Source organism: Mesorhizobium sp. SP-1A (assembly GCF_032460275.1).
GTDB lineage: Bacteria > Pseudomonadota > Alphaproteobacteria > Rhizobiales > Rhizobiaceae > Mesorhizobium.
Genome location: NZ_JAVXZD010000002.1, coordinates 514,003 through 537,139 on the forward strand (window position 1 = coordinate 514,003; position 23,137 = coordinate 537,139).

17 protein-coding genes and 1 pseudogene are annotated in these 23,137 nt (G+C 49.1%); 7 read left to right on the forward strand and 11 right to left on the reverse strand.

Features of this window, described 5'->3' with window-relative positions; all coding sequences use genetic code 11:
* Nucleotides 1–33: 33 nt before the first annotated feature.
* Complete coding sequence (locus tag QU595_RS11340; RefSeq protein ID WP_315921935.1) at nt 34–2,529, reverse strand: RHS repeat-associated core domain-containing protein; 2,496 nt, start codon at nt 2,527–2,529, stop codon at nt 34–36.
* 121 nt (nt 2,530–2,650) lie between these two features.
* A complete protein-coding gene (locus tag QU595_RS11345; RefSeq protein ID WP_315921937.1) occupies nt 2,651–4,489 on the reverse strand; it encodes a DUF6531 domain-containing protein in 1,839 nt (612 codons plus the stop codon).
* A gap of 212 nt (nt 4,490–4,701) precedes the next feature.
* Between QU595_RS11345 and QU595_RS11350 the strand changes: the two genes are divergently transcribed.
* A complete protein-coding gene (locus QU595_RS11350) occupies nt 4,702–5,223 on the forward strand; it encodes a hypothetical protein (protein ID WP_315921939.1) in 522 nt (173 codons plus the stop codon).
* 57 nt (nt 5,224–5,280) lie between these two features.
* On the opposite strand, the gene QU595_RS11355 is transcribed toward QU595_RS11350, so the two are convergent.
* A complete protein-coding gene (locus QU595_RS11355) occupies nt 5,281–5,589 on the reverse strand; it encodes a hypothetical protein (protein WP_315921941.1) in 309 nt (102 codons plus the stop codon).
* A 148-nt stretch (nt 5,590–5,737) separates the two neighbouring features.
* On the opposite strand from QU595_RS11355, the gene QU595_RS11360 reads away from it, so the two are divergent.
* Nucleotides 5,738–6,055 (forward strand): hypothetical protein, encoded by a 318-nt coding sequence (locus tag QU595_RS11360; protein WP_315921943.1) that lies wholly within the window; start codon nt 5,738–5,740, stop codon nt 6,053–6,055.
* Between the two features lie 79 nt (nt 6,056–6,134).
* Here the strand turns inward: QU595_RS11360 and QU595_RS11365 are convergent.
* Nucleotides 6,135–6,563: pseudogene (locus QU595_RS11365) on the reverse strand (methylated-DNA--[protein]-cysteine S-methyltransferase); the annotation flags it as partial.
* A gap of 131 nt (nt 6,564–6,694) precedes the next feature.
* Nucleotides 6,695–7,123: a hypothetical protein gene (locus tag QU595_RS11370; protein ID WP_315921945.1), complete on the reverse strand. Its 429-nt coding sequence runs from the start codon at nt 7,121–7,123 to the stop codon at nt 6,695–6,697.
* A gap of 148 nt (nt 7,124–7,271) precedes the next feature.
* On the opposite strand from QU595_RS11370, the gene QU595_RS11375 reads away from it, so the two are divergent.
* Entirely contained in the window at nt 7,272–7,613 is a 342-nt protein-coding gene (locus QU595_RS11375; RefSeq protein WP_315921947.1) for a hypothetical protein, read from the forward strand.
* A 214-nt stretch (nt 7,614–7,827) separates the two neighbouring features.
* Here QU595_RS11375 and QU595_RS11380 read toward each other — a convergent pair whose 3' ends face one another.
* Nucleotides 7,828–11,457 carry a M10 family metallopeptidase C-terminal domain-containing protein gene (locus tag QU595_RS11380; RefSeq protein ID WP_315921949.1) on the reverse strand — a complete coding sequence of 1,210 codons (3,630 nt, stop codon included), beginning with the start codon at nt 11,455–11,457 and terminating at the stop codon, nt 7,828–7,830.
* Nucleotides 11,458–11,461: 4 nt separating this feature from the next.
* Nucleotides 11,462–12,064 carry a hypothetical protein gene (locus QU595_RS11385; RefSeq protein WP_315921951.1) on the reverse strand — a complete coding sequence of 201 codons (603 nt, stop codon included), beginning with the start codon at nt 12,062–12,064 and terminating at the stop codon, nt 11,462–11,464.
* Between the two features lie 172 nt (nt 12,065–12,236).
* Between QU595_RS11385 and QU595_RS11390 the strand changes: the two genes are divergently transcribed.
* The 3 genes from QU595_RS11390 (at nt 12,237) to QU595_RS11400 (ending at nt 18,348) form a co-directional block, all read left to right on the forward strand.
* Nucleotides 12,237–13,955: a type I secretion system permease/ATPase gene (locus tag QU595_RS11390; RefSeq protein ID WP_315921953.1), complete on the forward strand. Its 1,719-nt coding sequence runs from the start codon at nt 12,237–12,239 to the stop codon at nt 13,953–13,955.
* Entirely contained in the window at nt 13,948–15,258 is a 1,311-nt protein-coding gene (locus tag QU595_RS11395) for an HlyD family type I secretion periplasmic adaptor subunit (protein WP_315921955.1), read from the forward strand. Before QU595_RS11390 ends, QU595_RS11395 begins: the two co-directional genes overlap by 8 nt.
* A 753-nt stretch (nt 15,259–16,011) precedes the next feature.
* On the forward strand, nt 16,012–18,348 hold the full coding sequence (locus QU595_RS11400; protein WP_315921957.1) for a hypothetical protein: 2,337 nt from the start codon (nt 16,012–16,014) through the stop codon (nt 18,346–18,348).
* A gap of 134 nt (nt 18,349–18,482) precedes the next feature.
* Here QU595_RS11400 and QU595_RS11405 read toward each other — a convergent pair whose 3' ends face one another.
* Nucleotides 18,483–19,121, reverse strand: a complete 639-nt coding sequence (locus QU595_RS11405) for a hypothetical protein (RefSeq protein ID WP_315921959.1) — start codon at nt 19,119–19,121, stop codon at nt 18,483–18,485.
* Between the two features lie 59 nt (nt 19,122–19,180).
* Nucleotides 19,181–19,630, reverse strand: coding sequence for a hypothetical protein (locus tag QU595_RS11410; protein WP_315921961.1), 450 nt, complete (start codon nt 19,628–19,630; stop codon nt 19,181–19,183).
* A gap of 101 nt (nt 19,631–19,731) precedes the next feature.
* Here QU595_RS11410 and QU595_RS11415 point away from each other — a divergent pair, with 101 nt between their 5' ends.
* Nucleotides 19,732–20,661, forward strand: coding sequence for a nucleotidyl transferase AbiEii/AbiGii toxin family protein (locus tag QU595_RS11415; RefSeq protein ID WP_315921962.1), 930 nt, complete (start codon nt 19,732–19,734; stop codon nt 20,659–20,661).
* A gap of 42 nt (nt 20,662–20,703) precedes the next feature.
* On the opposite strand, the gene QU595_RS11420 is transcribed toward QU595_RS11415, so the two are convergent.
* Together QU595_RS11420 and QU595_RS11425 are read right to left on the reverse strand one after the other, a co-directional pair.
* Entirely contained in the window at nt 20,704–21,963 is a 1,260-nt protein-coding gene (locus QU595_RS11420; RefSeq protein ID WP_315921964.1) for a putative Ig domain-containing protein, read from the reverse strand.
* A 130-nt stretch (nt 21,964–22,093) separates the two neighbouring features.
* The gene (locus tag QU595_RS11425; protein WP_315921966.1) at nt 22,094–22,900 is read right to left on the reverse strand and encodes a transglutaminase-like cysteine peptidase; all 807 of its coding nucleotides are present in this window, start codon (nt 22,898–22,900) and stop codon (nt 22,094–22,096) included.
* Between the last annotated feature and the right edge of the window lie 237 nt (nt 22,901–23,137).

A 23,137-nucleotide genomic window follows, 5' to 3' on the forward strand; every position in this document is an offset into this window, starting at 1 on the left:
GGAGTGGGCTACCCCACTCCTCCACTTCCACGACTATGTTTCATTACCACAACTTTGGCTGGCTGGGCAAACTGGCCCAGGAGGCATCAAAATCAATGGACCGAACCGAACTGGGGGCCATTTTGGCCATTTGATTTGTGGAGGTTTTTTCGGGTCTGGAGGAGGAGGCCCTCTTTTCCCATCATCGGTCGTCCCTGGCTTTGCAGGCTCCATTTTATATTGCTCTGGAACTGGGTCAGGCGGCGACTGTGGGTTACCTGTAAGGTAGTTGTAGATCAGCGCACAAGCTCGGACAAAATTATCAAAGCCTTTTCCTAGTCCCGATTGCAATCCTTCAGGATCAATGAACATCAAAGGGCTATTCTGAGCGTAAGCCCATCGATTGGGTCCATCTGGCATGCCGAGCGGATCTGGCTGCAGATACCGTCCAATAGTCGGGTCATAATGGCGATGCCAATTGTAATGGAGACCCGATTCCAGCTGGAACCACTGGCCTGGCAGACGATAGTTAAACGTTGCCGGACCAGTAATTGAGGCTACGCTACCGAATGGAAGATAGGATACCTCCCATACCTTGCTCTTTGAGTTGTCTGTCATCATGACGGGGCGGCCAAGATGATCAGTATGAACGTGGTAGGTCTTTGGTGTCGTGCCGCTATGGTCGATTACCGCCAGCGGACGTTCATCCAGCCATATGTACTCTCGCTGCAACGCCCCAGTCGCACTGTATTCCGCAATGATGTTCCCATGCAGATCATGTACGAAATGCTGAGATGACGATCCGCCAGGAAGGGTTCTTACAGTGAGGCGAGAGAGGTAGTCATAGACGTAGCTCCCTTCGACACTAGAATTTACCTTGACCTCGGCCAACTGGCCCGCGTGATTATAGGTGTACTCCTTCGTTCCGGACTTAGAAATATCATTTTCGGAATTGATATTTCCTGCAGCGTCGGTCGCAAATTCTCGCGTTAGAACACCGTCTGTTTGCTCATTCGCAACCCGATTGGAATCCCATGGAATGCCAAAATTCTGGGTTTTGGTTGAAGTGCCATCATCGTGGATGCGATGCGTTATGTTTCCTGCGCCATCGATCCAGTAAGTCAGGCTTCCCCATGGACCATACGCGTTCTGCAGGAAATTGTTCGGCGTATACCAATAGGTCTCGTTCTTTAACGGATTTAGATTGTCAACAATCGTCGTCAGGTTTCGATTATCAACATAGCCATATGCTCGATTAATGTACTCAAGCGGAGCCGCTTCGTCTGCGACTAACCATGAGACTAGATTGCCATCGTTGTTGAACACCCTCCAATCGACCAACTCATTGCCATGCAAAAGGCCCTGCCGTGGTCCAAATGGGGTGTAGCTAACCCACCATGCCAATCCTTCGGTGCCGGAGGAAATGGACTCCTGGGTCAAGACGTTCTCAACTTTACCAAGTGCGTCTCTGCCATAGGTCACGATGCGACCAGACGGGTAGATTACCTTCGTAATGACACCCGCCTTGTTTCGCTCAATCTTGAGTGTGTAGGTCTGACCGCCGACTAAGCGGACCTGCTCAACAACACGACCAAGGGCGTCATAGCGATAGGATATCTCACCAGCTGCATCGGTCACTTTAGTCAGTTGCCCGATCCCAACATTGCCGCCAGCAGTGGAATCGTATGTGTAGGTGACGTTCAGTGATGGTTGTCCAGGATAACGAACCTCCAGAAGCCGCCCTGAATTGTCGTATTCGCTATCTACCGTAACCGAACGTGCATCGATTTTCTTGGTGATTTGCCCCTTTTCATTGCGATATATGACAGTGGTACCGATGTCGTTACCCTTCTCCTGTATCGCCTCTCCCCAACCGTTTCTGACGTAGAGAGTTGAGACACCGTGAGGGTCAACTGTTTCGGTTTTCTCTGACGTGTTGCCATAGGCGGAAGTCGTCACAGAAGAACGTTCATCGGTGAAAGCCGTAATCCGGTTCAGGCTGTCATATGCAAAGCCTTTTGCGTTGCTACTTGGGTCGGAAATCGATGTCAGGTTCCCGACTTTGTCGTATCCGTACGCCCATATGGCAGGACCGACCCCGATGACATTCATTACGCGTCCGAGTTCGTCGAAGGCATTTTGGCCCTTGAATACCAGAGCTGCCGTATCGTTTCGGAACTCTTGCGAGGTATTATTCCCCATCGCATCGTAGGCATATGTGATTGTTTCGTCTAAATTGTTTTTTATGCCGACAACGCGATTGCTGCCGTCATAAGTCACCTCAATTATAGATCCCGATGGATTCGTAACTTTGGTGATGTTCCCTGTGAGGTCATATTCGATCTTGGTTTCAGCATTGATGCCTGCGGGATCAGCAACGGTCTTGGTTAGGCGACCGAGTGCATCATATTCCAAATTCAGGATCGTCCCATTCGGGTCTCGTGTTGATGTTGGCCGTCCTCGGTCATTAACCGAGAGCACGGTGGTGACGTGTCCGAGTTCGTTCGTGTAGCTCTGGAGATAGCCCTTCGCGTCGTATGAGTACGACACGGTGTCGCCTGTTCCTGGCAGTGGACCATCTACAGTCGCGACCAGGCCGCCCGTTGTATAAGTGTACGTCCAAACTCGGGATTGCCCATTGGTCGCGTAAGGGACGGAATGTGTGGTCGTGTCAGTTTCTGTAAGGGTGACCAGCTGCCCTGATCCATTGTATGCGCGTGGTCGTCAGGCCAGGCTGTACAATGGATGTCGGAACATTCCAGGTTGGATGCCAAACGATAGATATCTCTCTGGCTTCTGGTGTTCCGAAACCCTCGATAATTTGCGTAGGACGGCCACTTGTGTCACGCGTGAATTTCGTAATTCGACCTTCTTCGTCGATGGTCTGATTAACGAACTTGTCTGGTCCATAAGAAACACCTGCTGCGGTAGCGGGACAGTTAGGTGAGACCTCACCATCAATGCCAGCCAGCCTTATGTCAGATACGCTGGAGCCGACCTTTTCAAATCGATAAACCGTCTTATGGCCGAGTGGGTTGGTTACTCGTCTCGTGATTGTCGATCCCGAAGTGCCATATTCGATTGTATATTGGTTCTGGTCATTTGCGCCCTTGGTCAAAATTGCTCTGCCAAGGCCATCGTATTGATACGTTGCGATTCGAATGTTCCGGTGATCAACAATTCCTGTCACCGAGGAAGGATAATCGGAATTCTCATAGAGGTACGTCGTCGAGTTCACCTCTGCCGCAGTGACATCATGAGACGAGACCTTTATGAGACGCTGGATTTTACTCGTCGACGGCGCGCTCGTGGCAGGTGCTGGATCGTACTGATACCTCACACTTGTTCCATCAGGAAACGTGATAGATCGCACGGCTTCAGGGAATGGCGATGTATTTGCCACTCCTGTCGCAGCAGTGACATAGAAATTATACCAGCTGAAAGATGCCGACCTGCCAAAGCTGTCAACTATGGTAGCCAGAGAGCCATCTGCATTGTAATTGAGCGTCCAATTATAACCGTCAAGCGCCTGAATTCCTGTCGGGCGGCCGACGTAAAATTTCTCAGGAGAGGAGTTTGGATGCGCGAAGGTGCTAAGTGTCCATTTGCGATCATCAGGACCCTTCACCTCCCAATTAGTGGAGGTGTTGTATATGTTGGACAAAGTAGCTGGCAGAGTTCCTACGAACGTGAGTTTGTAATCCCGTGACTCCGCACCACTTGCTGCGCGAGGTATGAATTCTCCAGTCGAGGTGAGCACAAAATCATACCCTGAACCGTCAGGAGCAATTATGGTCACATTCCCCGTAGGCGAAGAGCCTAAGGAACCGGAGAAACCCCCCAATTGAATTTCCATGTTGAAATCAAACTGCCACCCTTTCGCGAGACCAAGCGGGTAGTTTTTAAGGCTGGTGGTATATCCACCTGGTACGCTGCGATAATTGCGGCTTATCTGAAACTTGCCGTCAGCACTTTGATAGTCGGTAGCATGCAGTACCTTTGATCCCGTGCTTAGGATAACCGGATTGTCGGTTGAAGGATTGGAATTCCCCCCATTATTGTAGCACGCAGGAGGCCTTTCCGGTCTTAAATCCTCTGGTTTTACGCAACGGCCAACAGCAACGGCGGTGTAGCCAGACTGACATGCAAAGCTCACAATCGAAGGAAGCACTGTTCCGCAGGAGAACACTCCGCATCCAGTTTCTTGAGGAGCTAACCACTGAAAGCTCGTCCATTTACAGTCCTTCGAGATCCAACTGTCAGGTCGATCAAAAGCACCAACAAAGCGGCTCTTGCCATTGTTCATGCCAGCCCATTCCCACTGCGCACGGCAGGCAGCGTCGGCTGAACCATAGTAGGTACCTAGCCATCCCCATCCCAGCACCCCGTCTCCTGCAGCCTGTGCTGAAAAGGGCATTGCAATGGTTGCAAACAGAATGGCTGAAGACCGGATTATTTTCCGAGATAAACGAGAAAGACCCGCATTTATGGAATGAGTATTGATTTTCATCTCTTATCCACCCCCGAGGATAATGGCGAATATCACGCCCTAGTTGAGTTCCTAGGGCATTTATGACTCGTAAATTGAGAAAGCAAATAAACATGCCGAAAAATGTCGACTTAAGTGCGTGAATTCATTTGCTCTCGACGAGAATTAATTGCTCGACCTTGGGGAATATAATTTATTGACGGCAGATGTCTTGTCCCTGTATATGCTTCTGTATGAAAGAAAAAGAAAACGTATTTAATCTCCACACCGTCAGCAAGTTCGTCGAAGAAGCCCATCAGGGTCAGGTAGACAGGGGCGGTCATCCGTATTTTGGGCATCTCACTCGCGTATCGGCGAAAGTGGCCTATCTCCTGAGCAAGCTGCCGGACGGCATGCTGTCAGCTGAGGACAAAGAGCAGGCCATCCTGCTTGGTCTCTCCCACGATCTTCTGGAAGACACTTCAAAGACGAAGGACGACCTTCGGGCGCTCGGAGCGAGCGAACTCTTCATCAAGCGACTGGAAGCCCTGTCGCGGCTGGACAAGACGTCTACCTACATGGATTGGATCAGGGGCATTGCGGCCGCAGGCGACGTTGTGACGATCCTGGTGAAGCTGGCCGACAACGAGGACAACAACGACCCTGCACGCATCGCACAGTTGCCAGAAGACCAGCGCTCGATCACCCAGCGATATGACCGCGCTTACAAGATCCTAAAGGCTGCCCTCGATGAGAAGGTCGCTGAGTTCATGTAATGCTGAAAGACGACTGGCGGGAGCTGACTGAGCGTCCGGCCCCTGCCCTTAGTCGCGTCACTTTTTGTATTTCGCGTCGATTTCGGCCAGCTTCTTCTCGTAGGCCTCAAACATCTCGGGAGTCAGCGCCTCCCTCATGCGGTTGCGCGTCTCTTGCTCCCGCTTTTCGATCTGGTCCAAGATGGATTGCCTGTCGGCTGCACGTTCTGCCGCTCTCTGTCGTCCCAAGTCGTAACTCGTTGAAGTCACATCTGGTGGTGCGACACCCTGCTTAAAATCCTCGATGCCCTTGTTGTACTCCAAGACGTCGAGGCCGCCGATCAAAGCACCGGATTCGTCGCGCAACTGGGATTTGTTATCGGACATTGTACCTCAAGCGTTTCCGCAATTCGCGATCTCATGCGGAGGACGTGACAATACCCCTCTCGAATGAGGGCAGCAAGCGCGAAAGCGATTGTCGATTGCGTTCAAAATATCAACCATGAAGTCTCAGAACATTTCATGGAGACTACAAATGAGCACGAACAACATTTTTGAACGTTTCGCGGACGAACAAGGCTGGAATGATGCTAGCCAACGCGATGTTCTTGAACGTTACATTGACAATCAGCGCGACGACTCAGCTCTCGTCGAGTATCTTCAGCAAGCTGCAGCTGATGAAGGCGTCGAGGCTGAAGGTCAGGACCTTGCGGAAATCGCCGAAGAAATGGGCTGGGAGGATAGTTCCGTCGTGATTCATCTACTCGGCTACATCCAGAACCAAGAGTCTGATGACGTCTTTGAAGACTTTCTGTCCGAGCAGGCTGAGTTCGAAAATTCGCCTTCTATGTAAACATCTCAGAATGATCAAAGGGGTGGCTCATGCCGCCTCTTTCTGTTTAACATTTATAGCAGTCTTTCGTGAGCCACCCTCATTGAGGCCCAGACGCCTCTCGTTCGAGCAAGACGCGCTTGCGTTCGACACCCCATCGATATCCAGAAAGCCCGCCATCATTCCGTACGACACGATGGCATGGAACAGCTACGGCGATCTTGTTGGCACCGCAGGCCATAGCGACCGCACGCGTTGATTTGGGCATCCCGATTGTCTGAGCAAGCTCGCTATAGCTCACGGTGTTGCCAAGCGGGATTTCGCGCAAAGCCTGCCAAACGCGCAGCTGGAATGCCGTGCCGCGCAGGTCGAGCCGGAGGTCCAGACAGATGCCTGGCGCTTCGACGAAGCTGATCACCTTGGCAACCGTGTTTTCGAGAACGCGATCCACACCAATGAGATTGGCTTTCGGCAAGCGCCTCTCCAGATCGGCTATCAGCTCCTGCGGGTCGTCGTCCATCAGGATTGCGACGCGACGTGCTTGTGTGTCATCAGGTTCATGTCCGGTATCCTTTATTTAAAAGGAAATAATAGCTGTGACACAATCGGCAACAATCCGATTCTTGCCTTCAAATTCACTCAGTGCCGAGTTCGCGAAGCTTACTTCCCGTACATCGCCCACTCAGGGATGATAGCACAAACCGCGCAACGGTCGTCGCCAACATGCCCCCAACCTCCGGTCCAGATACGCCAGCCTTTACCATTGCTACCGTCGTGATCGGGCTGCTTGCCGTAATCCTGTTCAGCTAGCCATCTAGCCGCAAAGTCGGCCGCGCCAGCACAATCAAGCTTGAATGGAAGATTGACAGGGCCATCGACCTTCGGCTTGTCTTCTTTAATCCAGCGCAGAACAAGGGCAGTCTCGCCATTTAGGCTTTCGGGAATGCCGTTATACGGCTTACTCTCCAACTTGACGACGTGATAGCTCTCGACCTTACAGCCAGGAGCATTGTGCGCAAATGCGATTTCCAGAGCTTTAAGCAGTGAGGCTTGGCCTTCGGCGACGATATCGATTTTAAAGTTATCCATTAATGGCTCTTTCGGTAAATTGGATTAAACACACGCTACCACAAAATCAGCGGACTGAAACTCCATTTTCAAACATATTTTATATGGTTATTTATTGACTTTCTTGTGCGAATTAAATAGAAAGTCCGCAAAGAAAGGTTTTCCAACGATGGTTACGACAAAGACGACCTATATCGCATCTGATGGCACGGAGTTTTCCAGCATTGCGGATGCCGAAAGACACGACCAAGAAATCGATGCTCGCACAAAGGAGTGGTACGAGCGCTTCTTGAAAAGCGATCACTACCAGAATCTCCTGAAGGAGCATTCACTGACTGATTTCGGTGTTTGGAACGTCGATGGCGAAGATTGCGAAATGCGGATCAATAACCACCTTGGAACGGTCGAAGGTACACTCCAGCAGGCCATCAATTGGGCAGTTTCCCAAGCGAGCTGGTCCTCCTGGGGACGCGGCGGTCGCATCGAGAAGTTGAACGTCATCAAGCTCTAGATGGCGTTAACCGCCTGTTTATGATGATGGGGTTCAATGGCTGCACTGTCTTCTTCAGGTTCTTTGTAAAGGCAGTCAGCAACGTCTGGAATAGCAAACGGGAGCGTGTCCATGACCAATCCGCGCTCCCGTTTTTATTTCTCAATCGGAACCGCCCTCCCAACTAGACATCAGACGAGCATTCGGTTCACGCTATCGGATACCAGTGGGCGACTTAAGCCGCCCACTGGTATTGATGGTAGACGTCTGGGGCATTGTCGATGATTGGAGACGCAAAGAGATCGTCATCGACGAGGCGATAAGATGAGGTCGAAGCCAATCCGAAGCTCGAAGCCGAGTTCAGATAATACGTTGGGCCATTTACGAAGTTGATCTGCGTAAGGCCAGCAGCGCCCGCATCGAAGTCAATGGCCATATCGAATTCGCCGTCTCTATCAACGTCGATAGAAAGGTAGCCGTACTGTTTGTTAGGTTGCCAGTTAACCTCGACATAGATGCTTCCAGCAGGACCGTTGTCCCAATCAAATGAGACGTCGCCCAACTCTGTGAAGTCGAATGCATCATCATCTTCGAGGTCAAAAATGCGGTCGGACAAATCCAGATTATAGTAATCTGAATCAGTGACATCCTTGTAGACAAATACGTCAGCACCCGCGCCGCCCCAAATACGATCCTTATGGCCGCCGCCATAAATAATGTCATTGCCGTCGCCGCCGTACAGGTAGTCGCCTCGGTGGCTTCCTATCAGAATGTCGTCACCGTCCTCGCCATAAAAATCGACGTAGAAATCGGTCGCAATGAGCGTATCGTTGCCTGCGCCACCGTAGACGATGTCGTAGCCACCTGAGGCATAAATGATGTCATCGCCATCACCGCCGTAGATGTCATCACTTCTCCAGGTTCCGTAGAGGATGTCATCGCCTGGTGTTCCTTCTATCATGTTGATGAAATGGAGTGGTTCTATGGTAATTGTCTTCAACAAAGTGGTGACACCGTCGAAGCCCTGAACTGTTACCGTGAAATGCGATTTCGCTGAAAAATCAAGTTGCGATACCGTTCTTAGTATACCCGAGGTCGAAATTTCAAACAGTCCAGATTCGTCATTCAAAATCGACCAGACAACAGGGTTTTGTCCTGGATTATTATCTCCAAATAACAATTCTATGCCTTCAATTTCGTCAGTAAATCCCGCATCCAAAACGTCCGGCCCAATGATCTCCGTAGGAATATACGGTTCTGGCATGGAGATAGTGAATTCAACATAAATGCTGGAATTCAGCATAGTTTTGTCTGTGGCGGTGAGTTTTACCTTCACCGTCGATCCGTCTTCTTGGACGCTCGGAGACCAGCCGAGGTATAGCAATCCATCCTTGATATAAACGGCTGCATCAGGGTTTTGTGCGTCTATGATTTCGGCAGTCAATTTAATTCTTGGATCGCCCCAATCTGTATAGAAATTGTTGCCTAGATAATCACGTCCCGCAACCGAACCGATTGCAGCATCCATTATCCCAGGAGATTGGAACCCAGCATCGTCAAATTTAACTTCAGGCTCGAACTCGAAGTTTCTATCGAGCATGACTTTAACATCTTTGAACAACTCAATGGTACCGTCTGTCGCACGGATCGTAATTGAATACCCCTCTCCATTGGCAAACACGTCATCATTCAGCTGATAAAGAGAGGTATAGAACGAGCCATGGCCAAACGCAAATTTATCGGCATGCTCACCAATAACCTCGAATGAGAAGTGATGCTCTGGACGAGACCCTTCAATCGAAAACTGAAAATACTGACCTGAAATCGCGTAGAAGGGATTGATCTCGTCTGGTCCCGATATAGTAGCATTATCTCTTACTGACGCTAGCTTGACGTTCGTGGCAGCGTTTAAGGAGTAGCTATGCTTGTCCACTTCCCATTGGCCATCTCTATAAACGTCAGTCTCGGTTGAAATGCCTATGCTCTTTTCAATATGCCCTATATTTTTTGCATCTCCTATATACTCAACAATTACATCCCGACCTACAACACGAACTGAAAAGTCGCTGGAAGAAAACGCGGTTCCCGTCACGTTGATTCGATGTCCATCGATGTTGTCAGGTAGCGTAGCTCTAAAGACAATTTTAGAAGATGTGTCGGAATATCCAAACCCAACGCTTACCGATTTCCATTCTTGATTGAATGTAGTCTGCCCAGAAATGAAATCAGGAATGGCTGCCTGTCTATAGAGTATGTCCATAATTTGGGTTGCCATTATAGATTTGCCACTGTCGAGTGCAAAATTATCTATTTCGCTGAACTGCATTCCCCAGTGCCATAGCCTTCCATCAGCAAGGTCAACGAGTCGAAGATAGTTGAATTCTGAAGCCTTAAACATCATAGTATCAAAGCCCTTTCCGCCGACTATGCGATAGCTAGAATTATACATATTAAATACATGGAAAGTGTCATTTCCATCGCCACCATACGCGATGCTAAATCCACCACCCAGATGAATGATGTCATTACCACCGTCTCCAAATATCAAATCATTCCCATAACCGCTAAATATTTCATCATCGCCATCCCCTCCGTAGATCTTATCGCTCTCGTCTCCTCCAACAATGAGATCGTTACCCCCGTTGCCATACAGAGTGTTTCCCCTCACTTGATTACCAATTATGACATCATCATTTTCGCTACCACGTGCGACTTCGATCCTAGAATGCTGTGCAATAGTGAAACCCCCAATTCTCATACCATTAGCATCAAAGAGTGTTGAGAGACCACCGCCTGCTGCAAGCTTTAAATTGGTAAACTCTTGTTTAACTGCCTCAGGCAATCCCGACCAAGCATTACTGCTTAAAATTTGGTCGCGTAGGGTCTCTTGCCAGTATGCAGGAGACGTGCTCAACGTTGCTTCATTGAGGTTTATTAGCGCTCTTTGATTTGCTCCTTCGGCAGAGATAGTGTCGGTACCACCAAAATCCGAGATACAATAAAATGCTCGTCCAATCGCAACATTTCCATTCACATGATCATCGACGAGTTGCTCACCAGCGTTGATTATCCTGTACATTGTGTCGCCCGTAGCGCGGGTGGTATTAAGACCGTACATATGACCAAGTGCAGCAATATCAAATGCCATAGGGGTCATTACATGACCATATTCATTAATAATTTGATCATTGCCATCAATTGCATGACGATTGTAACTCATAATTGTATTTCGCTTGAAGTCATATTCTTGAGGCAAAAGGGTCGTTCCTACAACTATGTCGTGGGGGTGCATAAGACCTAGGGCATGAAGAATCTCGTGTAAAGCGACGTCATCACGTGATCCAAATCCATCAGATACACGTGCGTGATCTGGGTTGTATCCTTGTTGTAGAGCAAGATGTTCTGGCTCAGTGTTTCTTTCGATATCGAACATAATGAACGCAGCAGAATTGTTGTCATCTAAACCCGTCGCGATTCCTGTGGCCATCGTTGTTGGGTCCTGTAAATCTGAAGCCCCAAATATATACAGGAAAGGATTTTCCACTTCAGTGGTGGTTTGACGTATGTCTACCGATATATATGAAGATAATGTCTTAAATGCAGTCACAACAGCGTCAGTAAATAGAGGTTTCTGGGATATATCCATAAATGTCCCAGTAAGACCTGTTGCGCCAATAATTGCTTGCAAATTGTTTGTTTCTACGAGCGTGCTTTCACCATCTAAGCCCTGGTATGAAACCACCTCATTGATTATATAATCGAACGCAAAAGACCAAGTGAAGGTGCCCTGGAATTTTCTATCGCCCGCCAAAGAAGTTACGAATATGCTTTGGCCAACATTGTTGTTTTCAACGATTTTGTTCATTTTACTACTCCTCCATGAAACGTGATATCGCTTTAATCAGCTTCACTCTGTCATTGTTTGTTTTTGTACGTTCTCTATCAAACGGCCTTTGGATTTCTATTATTTCTCCTCCTTTCTCATCTATTATCGCGTACAGCACCTCAGCATTTGTACGAAAGTCTCTCGGGTCTTTGGATGTTGTTGCCCGATTAAAGTGATAGCCAAATAGTATAGGTTTTTTTATTCCTGACTGTTCATATGGATAACGAATTATGGTTGTGAACCCACGTAACCTTTCGGTTCCTTTAATTAGCGGAACTGGTGGCGATATATCTCCTGCATCAAATGTAATCTCTCCGTATTGCGGCAAAGGCGTGTCTGCCTGTTTTATAATAGAGAGGTACCAGCTGAGAAAGCTGTCTTTTCCGTCTCCCTTATTATTCAATTTATACGTCTTATAAGAAGCACTTGGTGAATAGTTCTTCACTATATCCTCCAAGCTGCTTTCCTTTCTAGATTCAATTACATGGTTGGCGGAGACTACCAACAAAGCAAGAAGTAGCAATATAGAAATTGTTTTTATCTCCAAATGCATTTCTTTTTTTGTAAGCCTGCTACGACTTTTCATTCGCTACCCCACTTGACATTTGCTCGTTTTCGAAGCCTTCCCCCTGCTCCTTTTCGTAGCATTACCCTATTTTTTAGTTAACATACTTTCTCATCGGCCGATATTATTTTATGTTTTATCGATGTATATAATGTGTCGTAATGAAGTACGATTAGTTTGTCATGGGGAATATATGGAACGGTTTAAGTTCACCAAGAGCGCTTTTGGCCTCTTGAAGTCGGCAGCTTTGCCAGTCTTTCTTTTCAGCTTTGTCATCAACATCCTGCTTTTCGCCAGTCCGCTCTACATGATGCAGATTTATGATCGCGTTCTGTCGTCGAGAAGCGAATTCACGCTCGTTTCGCTATCCGTAATTCTCGTTTTCGTGATGACATTGAGCGGCGGAATCGAGTTCATTCGCTCTCGTATTCTCGCCCGATCCGGCGCACATTTTTCCGTCGAGATGGATGAGCGGTTATTCAAGGCAGTGAACGAGGCCGAAAGAAAGAACCCACGTTCGGGTGCGTCTCAGTATCTCAAGGACGCCGATACCGTCAGGGACTTCATCGCTGGAAACGGCATTCTAGCTTTCTGTGATGCTCCATGGGCACCCCTTTTCATATTTGCGTGCTGGATCATTCATCCATTGATCGGTGTCACAGCCTTGCTGGGTGGTGTTGTCCTGTTCGGTCTGGCCATTGCGAGCGAATATGCCACGCGGGCGGCCATCAAGAAGGCTGGTGAGGCATCCGTTTCGACATCGGTCGAGGTCTCCACTGCCCTTCGAAATTCGGAAGCGATCCATGCGCTTGGGATGACGGGAGTAATGCAACGCAGATGGCTCGGTGCCCGCGAAGGCCTGATGGAACATCAGACGAAGGCGAATGACAGAGGCGGCGCTCTCGCGACATTCTCGAAGTTCTTCCGTCAGCTCCTGCAGAGTGCCGTACTCGGCATTGGCGCTTGGCTGGCCATAAAGCAGGAGATTTCTCCAGGCCTGATGATCGCGGCGTCCATTCTGGTAGGTCGCGCGCTCCAGCCAGTCGAACAGGCTGTTGCCAACTGGAAGGGTTTTCTGGCTGCGCGCAACTCGTTCGGCCGATTGGATGAACTATTCAGCGGGTTGGCAAACCAAGATAACAGACCAGCGCTCCCTGAGCCAAAGGGACACCTGACAGTCGACAATGTGTCGATCACCCCGACAGGTGCATTGGTTCCGACACTGAGGGAAGTCACATTCGAAGTGAAGCCGGGAGAGGTGCTGGCCATAATCGGACCTTCTGCTTCCGGCAAGTCCACCTTGGTTCGCGCCCTGTTAGGCCTTTGGTCACCGTCTCAAGGCAGCTTACGCATGGACGGCTACACGCTTGATCAGTGGGAGCCGGACGTCTTTGGGGCGAAGCTCGGCTATGTGCCTCAGGAGGTCGAGCTATTCAGCGGCTCAGTGGCATCGAACATTGCTCGACTTGGCGACTTCGAAATGGAGGACGTGATCGCGGCAGCGACGGCCGCAGGCCTGCACGACCTGATCCAGCGTTTCCCTGATGGCTACAACACTCTGATCGGCCCCGGTGGACTTCCTCTGTCTGGTGGTCAAAAGCAACGTATAGCCCTCGCCCGCGCGCTTTATGGAAATCCTGTTCTTCTCGTCCTCGATGAGCCGAACTCCAATCTGGATGCAGCCGGAGAAATGTCTCTGATGCATGCAATCCGGACTGCGAAACAGAACGGCATCGGAGTCGTCTTCACAACGCATAAGCCGACCCTTCTTCAGGTCGCAGATCGCATTCTGATTTTGGCTGATGGTGTGGTCCATAAATACGGCCCGACCAGCGAGGTCTTGCCGACATTGATGCGCCCAAGAGAGGTGAACAGGACTGCCACTGAGCTGAAGGAGGCTGGCAATGAATAATCGTCGCGATTTCACAAAGGACTTCAAGGCTTACAAATTGGCAGGCTACGCTCTCGTGATCGTCGGTCTCGGTGGCTTTCTCGGATGGGCTTTCTGGGCGCAGTTGTCTGCTGCGGTTATCGCACCTGGCTCGGTCGTGGTCTCATCCAATCGCAAGGTCATCCAGCACCTCGAAGGGGGCATCATTGACCAGGTTATGGTCAGAGACGGCAGCCACGTCAAAGAAGGCGACGTGCTGATCAAGTTCGATACCACCAAGGCAAGATCAGAGTACGCGCAGCTGATCTCTCAGCAGGTGGCGGGACTGGCATTGGAAGCTCGATATGAAGCCGAGCAAGATGGGCTTGAGAAGGTGGAGTTCCCTGCCCTGCTTCATCAGCATGCGGCTGCAGGCTTGTACGATGCCGAGAAGCTGATGAATACGCAGGCCACGCTATTCGCTTCGCGCAAGGACGCCGCAGAGCGCGAAATTCGGATTCTGGACGGTCGTGTTGAAACCCTTCAGAAGAAAGTCGAGGCATTCTCTCGTCAGAAGGAAAGCCTGAAGGCAGAGATGGACAGCTACGATGCCCAGCGCTCTGGCGTATCGACTCTGGCAGCCAGTGGCTTTGCTTCCAAGAACAGCGAACGCGAGTTGGATCGCCGTATCCTTTCCCTGCAATCGGCCATCAGCAATGCGGACGCCGAGATCGCAACTGCGGAAAGCTCCATTGTCGAGGCGCAGCTCCAGAAAGCCGTAATAGCCAACAAAAACCGCGATGAGGCGGTCGCCGAGATCGCCAAGGTTCGCGAGGTCAATGCAGGCCTATCAGAGCGCATAGCCTTTGCACGCGATGTCCTGGCACGAACTGATCTGGTCGCCCCACAGGATGGTGTCGTCCAAGGCCTTCGTTTCCACGCCAAGGGGGCAGTCGTCAATTCCAGTGAGGCAATCCTGGAGCTGGTGCCTGTCACCGATGATTTGATCGTCGAAGCCAGCTTGCCAGTCCTCAATATCGATCAGGTCCACGCAGGGATGACCGCAGAGGTGCGGTTCCCGTCATTCTCGTCAAGAACGACACCAGTTCTCTTTGGCAAAGTCATCGATGTATCTCCAGATGCCCTGCCCGATGCAGAAGGTCAGCGCAGCACGTTCAAAGGTAGGATCGAAGTGCTCAAGGAAACCGTTCCGGCCGAACTGGTTGCGAAGCTTCAAGCGGGAATGATGGCGGAAGTCGTAATTCCGACTGAAGAGCGATCAGTAATGAGTTACCTCGTTAGACCGCTTGCGGATGCATTTGCGAAGACGTTTAGGGAGAAATAGGTATAACTGCTGCGCTGACTATGAATAAAACACGCACATTTAAATCATAGCCAAGCCTGCATGGTTGTTCGAGGTATAAATGTTGTTGTATTGCGCCGACAGCTTTTTGAACGTATGCTGTGATTGATTGGGGGAAGGTATGCGAAGTAGAATTACCACGATAACATATATTTCTATAGTTATCTTGTGTGCAGTCGTTGCATTCCACTCAGGCCTTAAAACCAATTATCTAAACGATATCTCACTCAAATCTTTTACTTTTGAATACAAGGGAAACCTGTATAGCGGGGAGCTGTGTTCGATAGAAGCATTATTGGCCAAAAACTGTGGTCCGATATTAGAAACTGAGCACTTTTCAACGTTCTGGCAATTACATGAAGATAACTATTCCCGAACTAAAACTACCTTGGGAAGAAAGGGGAGGGTCCTCTCACCATACGTGAGAGAAGGCAAAACCTTGCATTTCGACCGATGGAATAAAGACCCCCTCGCTAATACAATCATGATCCAATATCCGAGTGAGGTGCTAGAAGAAATAGTCCTTTTTGGTCAAGATTTGAGCCACGCCTCTCGCCCCCCAAGTGAGAATCCTGCAGGCTATAATACGGCTGACGAAGTTCTATTCGCTACGAAGCACGGCTCCATAGATAGCGTCTTCGTTATTAGTAGAAAAAAGGGAAACACGCATCTGACTAACAATTCTCGCATCATACTTATACAACAAATTGAAGGCCTTATTAGAGGGGGTGAAAAATGACAAATGTTACTTCAACAAATCTTCAGACATCAAATGAGTACGTTACAGCACTTGCTGGGGCATACAAGTTAAACGGACCAGTGACATACACGATCCTCTCAAATGAGATGCTCTCGCGTGTTATCACCTTGAATGGGCAGCTTCATACTGCTACAAGTTCCAATGTAATGGATTTGTTGTCAGCAGAAGGTTTTTCCGGTGACTTTGTAGATATGACGCAATATGGATTAATGATGATTTCTATTTTTAATGCCATTGAAAAGATAACATCATACTGCAATATAGAATTCGTCAATGTCTCTGAATCACAAAACCCTTACTTGTACATGTTTGGATCGGATTGGCTGAAATATCCCGATGACGAAGGCGGAATAAGTAATGCTGCCGCCATGGCAGGCAATCCAAGGGATAATAATTCTAATGCCATGATGTCATTAGACGTAACGACTAGTTTGATCGAGTTTCTTGACACGGGATATAATCCAGAAAAGGTAGCGGTCAACGATGGTTCCACTTACAGAGATAGGGTGGCTATACATGAGTTGCTACACGTCCTTGGTTTAGCACATCCGAAGTCTACTTCTATGGGGACGACGGTCATGCCAGAATCCGTTGACAACGAGAAATACACGGTGTTGTCAGCGAATTTTGCCTATGATCCTTTGTTCAAACCAAATGATTACGGATTTCCGATTACTCCAATGGCGTTAGACGTGGCTGCTTTGCACAATATGTATGGAGCAAAAAGCAAAGCTCAATCAGATACACTTTATGAAATAATTGAAGATGGTGAATATCTAACAGACGATGCGGAAAACGGCTATGTTGGCGTTGGTCGCGCATATTACACGATATGGGATACAGGAGGGGTCGACAGTATTGAATATAACGGTTCAGATCGAGTTTTAATCAATCTGAATGAAGCAACACTAAGTAACATCCCTACCAACGCCGCTTTAGAAGTCGAAGAGATGATCACAAAGTCCAGGTTCTGGTCAGATTTGCCTTCTGATGTTAAAGAGCAGTTTACCAATCATAGTTTGGCTGCTGGCGGATATATATCCTCTACATTCTACACAGGACTACTTTCTTCTGGGTTCCGCCCAGGTGGCTTCACTATTGCGAATAGCTTTAAACCTAACGTGTTTGACACCGGGATAGAAGATGCCAGGGGCGGATCTGGTGACGACATCCTTATTGGCAATTCACTGGACAATTTACTCCGTGGGTTTGATGGAGACGACTTTATTTATGGCGGAGACGGCGATGATATGATCTATGGTGGGTCAGGCGATGATGTTCTGCATGGCGGCCATGGCAACGATAAAATATGGGGCGGATACGGCAATGACATTATTTGGTCTGGCCGTGGAGATTACACAGAAATTCAAGGTGGCGGTGGAAACGACATCATCATAGCAGAGTCAGATTGGAATTACGTTGATGCAGGTGACAATGACGACATCATAGTAATAAAAGGACAAGGCGATTATCTTGGATGGGGAGGTAGTGATTCTTTTGACTTGACCCACTTTACACCCAATTCTTCCGGTAGCAATTCCGTCAACGGCGTGATTAACGGCGAATATTCGATTAACAGCCTTTATACCAATTCAATTTCGGATTTTTCAATAAGAAATAATGGAGGGGTGTTGGACATATACGCAAAAGGCTTTCACGTCAGCAATATCCATAATTTCGTAGTTGGCAATGGTTTTGATTTGTACGAATTTGCTTGGGGTAATAATTTGTCATCCAATTATTACAATCAGTTGGACATTTACACCATGGCGCTCACGGGTCAGATCGACACTGGAGGACATAGCTACAATTCCGGCTGGGATATAGGCACAATTACAAAAGCTGCCGCCTATTCAGATAAAATGTCTTATGCCAACCAATACATCTTCAGTTTTACGCTACCTGAGGCCGCGCCGGGGATGAGGTATATTTCATTCTATAACGCAGCTACAGCTGAAATAAATGGAAATTATTATTCACTGCCTGTTTTTACCAATAGTATTACAAACGAATTTTTCATCACCCCATACGGCGCTTTAGACAGCTTTAATTTTGATGGAGACACCCTTATTTCTGGCTACGTAACCATTTCCCTGATTTATGAAGACACAATGGAGGTAGTAAGCTCTTCCTCTCGGAGCTTCCAAACAGTGATAGTTGATAACAGACCGTACGAGTGGTTTGATGACGGTCCATCTTTCAGTTCTGGGTTACCCGCAAGCGTTCACCAGGGAGATGACGACCTTTTTTACGTGAATCCTCATCCAGATTATTCTCGTGGTTCGAATGATGACGGGCATTGGTTTGGTTGAAAACACACCGGGTCGGTTTCCATGCCGATCATCGGTCAATGCACCGAGGCCTTCGCGTTCGATGCTGCGTTCAATTGAAAAGGCTGGGGACCGAAGTGGCTCCCAGCCTTTGAAGCTCTGTTGAGAGAGAGGCCCTACGGCGTCGGAAGATTGTGGACCTGCGGCTCGTCGTATTGGTTCCAGCACCAAGCGTAGGCCCCCACAGCAAAGGTCTCGATCTCGCGACCATCGGCGGTGGTGATGACCGTCTTGGGGAAGAAGTCGCTTTCAATGGACACGCCTGGAGCGATCTCAAAGTCGTAAACTTCTTCGCCAGCCCTGAGCTTGGCCTCGATGACGCTCCAATCGTAGTCCTTAGGTAGGTCGCCTCCGAGAGCCATGATGGTGATCACGCCATCTTCGAGCATGATGACCTTGCTGCTGATGTCGTTTCCGAGAAGGCCTTCATCGAGAGCATTTTGCAGGGTCTCTCGCTCGAAATGCGGGCAACCCCATCCATTCCAGCGATCTCCATTGGTCCAGGCAGGAAGCGTTTCAGACCAATCGTCGAAGTCAAAATGCTTCTGCTCATATGTCTTTCTGAGGCGTTCCAGTTCGGCTTTCGACACGTGAACGAACTTCTCATTGAAGTCAGATACCGGAATGTTCAGCTGGAAGCCGCCAGACAATGGGAAGCACACAATTGTATCTTCGCCGACTGCATCCACTCTGACGAATGAGGCAGATACTTTGTCCTCATGCATACGGTAAACTTCGTCTTTTTTAATTTCCATGTCCTGCCTCTCTGAAGATTGATGCATATGATGTAGGGGCGTTCATTGCAAAGCAGAAGTCACCAGCAATCCGCCAAACGGTACGACGTCTGCCAGTTCGGCGTCCAACCAAACTGCGCCAGCCAGATGTCGAATTTGTCCTCGTTGGCGACCAACGGCATGGAGAAGCCTTGTTCGTCAGCGCCATCGAAGTCGACAGTCACTTTCATCGACTGGTTCGTGTCGACATGGATGACCGACAACCGCTTCTTGCCGTCAACATATCCGCGTAGCTCGGCGTCGCTCATGATCGCCCAGAAGAGATCGTACGGATTCTCGGTCTCGAAACTGTGTTCGATCTGGCCAAATACGGGATCATTGCCCCTGACTATCGTCTTGTACATTAAACCTCTGATGCCCACGACCAGCGGGCGCTTATTTCCCATATCAAAATAACATCGATAATCAAACCATATTTTTGCGAACGCCTCGATGTCGTGGGCCGCATATTTATGCGGAATTTCAGGCATTATTCATTGTCTAATTATGCAATAATTGGTATGCCGCGAACACAAGAGCATTTGTTCCCTGCAGTCCGAACCTGCATTCTTGTCTGAGAGGAGTTTTGTCCATGGCCGAGAAGAATATTGGTGCCAGCGTGCACGCGAAGTTGAAGAACCTGTCGAAAGAACGCGGCGTCGATATGATGTCCTTGCTGCGCCGCTACGCTCAGGAGCGACTGCTATACCGTCTCTCGGTTTCGGATGAAGCGCAGAACTTCTGCATCAAGGGCGGCGTCTTGCTATCTGCCTACAACAATGGCGATCTGCTGCGGCCGACCGAAGACATCGACTTTAATGGATTCGACAAGGATGCCGACATCACCACCGTCGAGAAGGCCCTGAAGGCTATTCTGTCCACGCCTGTCGAAGACGATGGCGTTCAGTTCCTGCTCAACACTATGTCGGTCAAGAAGGATCGAGTTGGCATCATTCCAGGCGGCAAGATCGCGTTGCAGGCCATCGTCCACAGCGCCAAGGTCGATATCCGCGTCGACGTCGGCTTCGGCAACCCTGTGTCGCCAGAAGTCCGCAAGATTATCATGCCGACACTTCTGGGTGGTGTGGCACCGCAGCCGGAGGTCCTCGCCTACCCGCTTGAGACCGTAATCGCAGAGAAGGTCCATGCGATGGCGCAGTTCGGAGCCTCGAATACCCGCGTGAAGGACTATTTCGACGTCTGGATGCTGATGAAGACGCACTCGTTCGAGGGACAGGATCTCGTCAATGCGCTCGTCCTGACATTCGAGGCGCAGGAGCGAGAAATCCCATCCACTCCAATCGAAGGCCTAAGTGAAGACTTCGTCGACGAACAGGAAGGTGCATGGAAGGCGTTCCTGAAGCGAATCGATCACCGCTCTAAGCTCGATCTCGGACAGGTAGTCGAGGAGATTGCTGAACTGGTCATTCCAGTCATCGAAGCTGCAGGGAGTGGGGCCGAGCTTAACCAGACATGGGAAGCGCCAGGTGGATGGAATAGCGCAGTATTAAGACCGAACTAATAGGTCAAAATTTGGACGACGACCTATTATTTCTAATGCCCATTACTGAAATCTGAGATCGAATAGCGTATCTTTGTTACGATACCGATCTGCAACCAGAAATCTAAAAGTAACAGAACCTGATATACCTGCTGGGACAGTACCTTTTATCGTTCCCTTAGAGGGGTCAACTGATAGCCAGGATATATGCCAAGGAGTATGAAAAAAATCATCATCGTTCACCGAGATGCCAACGAACCCATCGCTAAAACTGGTGCTATGAAACGTGAAACGAGCAGGGGCGCTCTCCGCACTAACACCAGTAGGCATGAATGTAATATTGACTTGGTCACCTGCCTTGTAAATTTTCTCTTCACTCAGACGAAACGACGGAAAATCGTATACTTGAAATGTTCTGCTAATTGACTTGCTTTGACCTGAACCGTCTGTGGCATCGAACGTCAAATTCATCGAACCCACGCCCGTATTTGGATCAAGATTTGGCACCGATGAGACTGATCCAGACAAGGCAGTGTTGCTCAGAGTGAGACCCGCTGCGTCACTGCCGCTCGCAAATGTTACCTGTGGGTTTATTCCGCCAGTGATAGTGATTGGGAACGAGTTGTAAGTACGGCCGCGATAAACATTATTTGGAGTGGCAGGAGCATCAATGTTCAATTCATCAACAACGTTAACGGTCACCGTAGTGTCTTTCGACTGTCCACGATCATCTTCAACTTTCACTTGAGATGAATAATTTCCCGCTGATACACCGGAAGAGACTGTGCCAGAGACGGTCAAACCGGACAATGATAGCCCATCAGGGAGGTTATTGTTCACGATTGTTGACCTGTAGGGCGCAACACCGCCAGTTGCTGATATTGAAACGGGTGCAATCTCAGAGCCTTTAATGGCGTAAAATGCCAACGGTGGCGCTTGTAGAGGGCCAGCGACCGTTATTGAAACAGGTGTCGTTGTTTCACCACGGGAGTTCGCTACTTTTAGAACTGCCGACCATGTTCCAGGCGTACTAGCGGTTCCTGATATTACGCCATTCTCTGCAAGAATGAATGGCCCTAGAGAACCACTATGAACCGTCCATGTCACCGCTTCGCTCGCGCCTGTGACAGACCCAATCAAATTTACGGTGTCCCCCAGACCAAATGTACTCGACTGCATCGTCGCTACGATGTTTTCGCCTTTTGGCTCTTCACCATTACCGGGAGTTTCTTCACCACCTGAATTGCCTCCCCCATTGTCGGTTGCAGGAGTAACTGAATATCCAGGTTGACGGAAATAAAACTGGGCATCGGCGTATGCCACGGTGGTCAAACTGATTGAGCAAAGAAGGGCCGTGTAATGTAGAATTCGGGGAGTCATATGATTGCCTCAATGCTTAGTTTTTTCTTTAAAAAAAGAATACAATTAACTGGTGTATAAATCAAATCAAACATCAACGTTTTGCCGAATCCCCTGAAAATTCGGCAATTTTAGCCCCTGGCGCTGCTATCCGTCCGTCATTTCGCTCTCTGCCATGTAGCCAATACCTGTCTTCACTCAGGGAATAGAGCGGCAGGTAATCGGTAATTTTACGGTCGAGAACTACGTCATCGCTCATATTGTCGAGGATGTAATTGCCATCTCTAGCCGTCACCACGAGGACTGCATGGAACACTTGGCGCTCTACGTCCATGAGAACCACCATCGACATTGTGTTGGTCGGCACGCCGCCAGCCGCCAAGGCCGACACTTTCAGAATGACGTAGTCCTCGCAATCCCCGCTGCCGTGCTCCAGCGTTTGCATAGGGGACGCCCAGAAATCTAATTCGCCATAGTTTTCCATGTCTGATTTGTAGGCGATCAGCATATTGACCGACTGATTGATCGCGGTGAGCTTTCGAACAAGCGGCATCTGTCGGGCATCACGGATAACCTGCGCCAGATTGGCAGCTATCGGAACGCATCGGGAAGTGGGTTCGCAATCCGCAAATGCAGCTTGCTTAATGGCCGCATAGACCTCTCTCCATTTCGAACTCACCGGAAGGTTCTTTATCGGAACCAGAATGGACGAAAATGCTCCGGTCGGCTGGGGCTTTTGCTGAGGAGACGCTTGCGACTGGGTTTTTGATGGCGTCGGTGGGGACTGTGTAGCGGGAACCGAAGTGACTCGATCAATGGTTTTTGGGTCATCAGGCTGCTGCGCTAGAGCTGGCCATAGAAATAGCATCCATGCCGAAATGCTAATTGTGATTTTATTCATAAGCCGTGTCCCGAAACAAAACCTTATGTTCAGGTGTGTTTTAATTCAAAAATAATGCCACAGCCGTTTGGGAACCAGGCCAGAGCAGGTCGAGACTGCTCAATGCCAAATTCGTTCACAAACATGACGAGAGGATTTCCATCGGCTACTCAGGATAGCCGTTGGCACCATTGAAGAAAATCGCGTTCCTAGCCCCATGGCTCAACGAATGGAGCTGCCGACTAGAATTTTAATGTT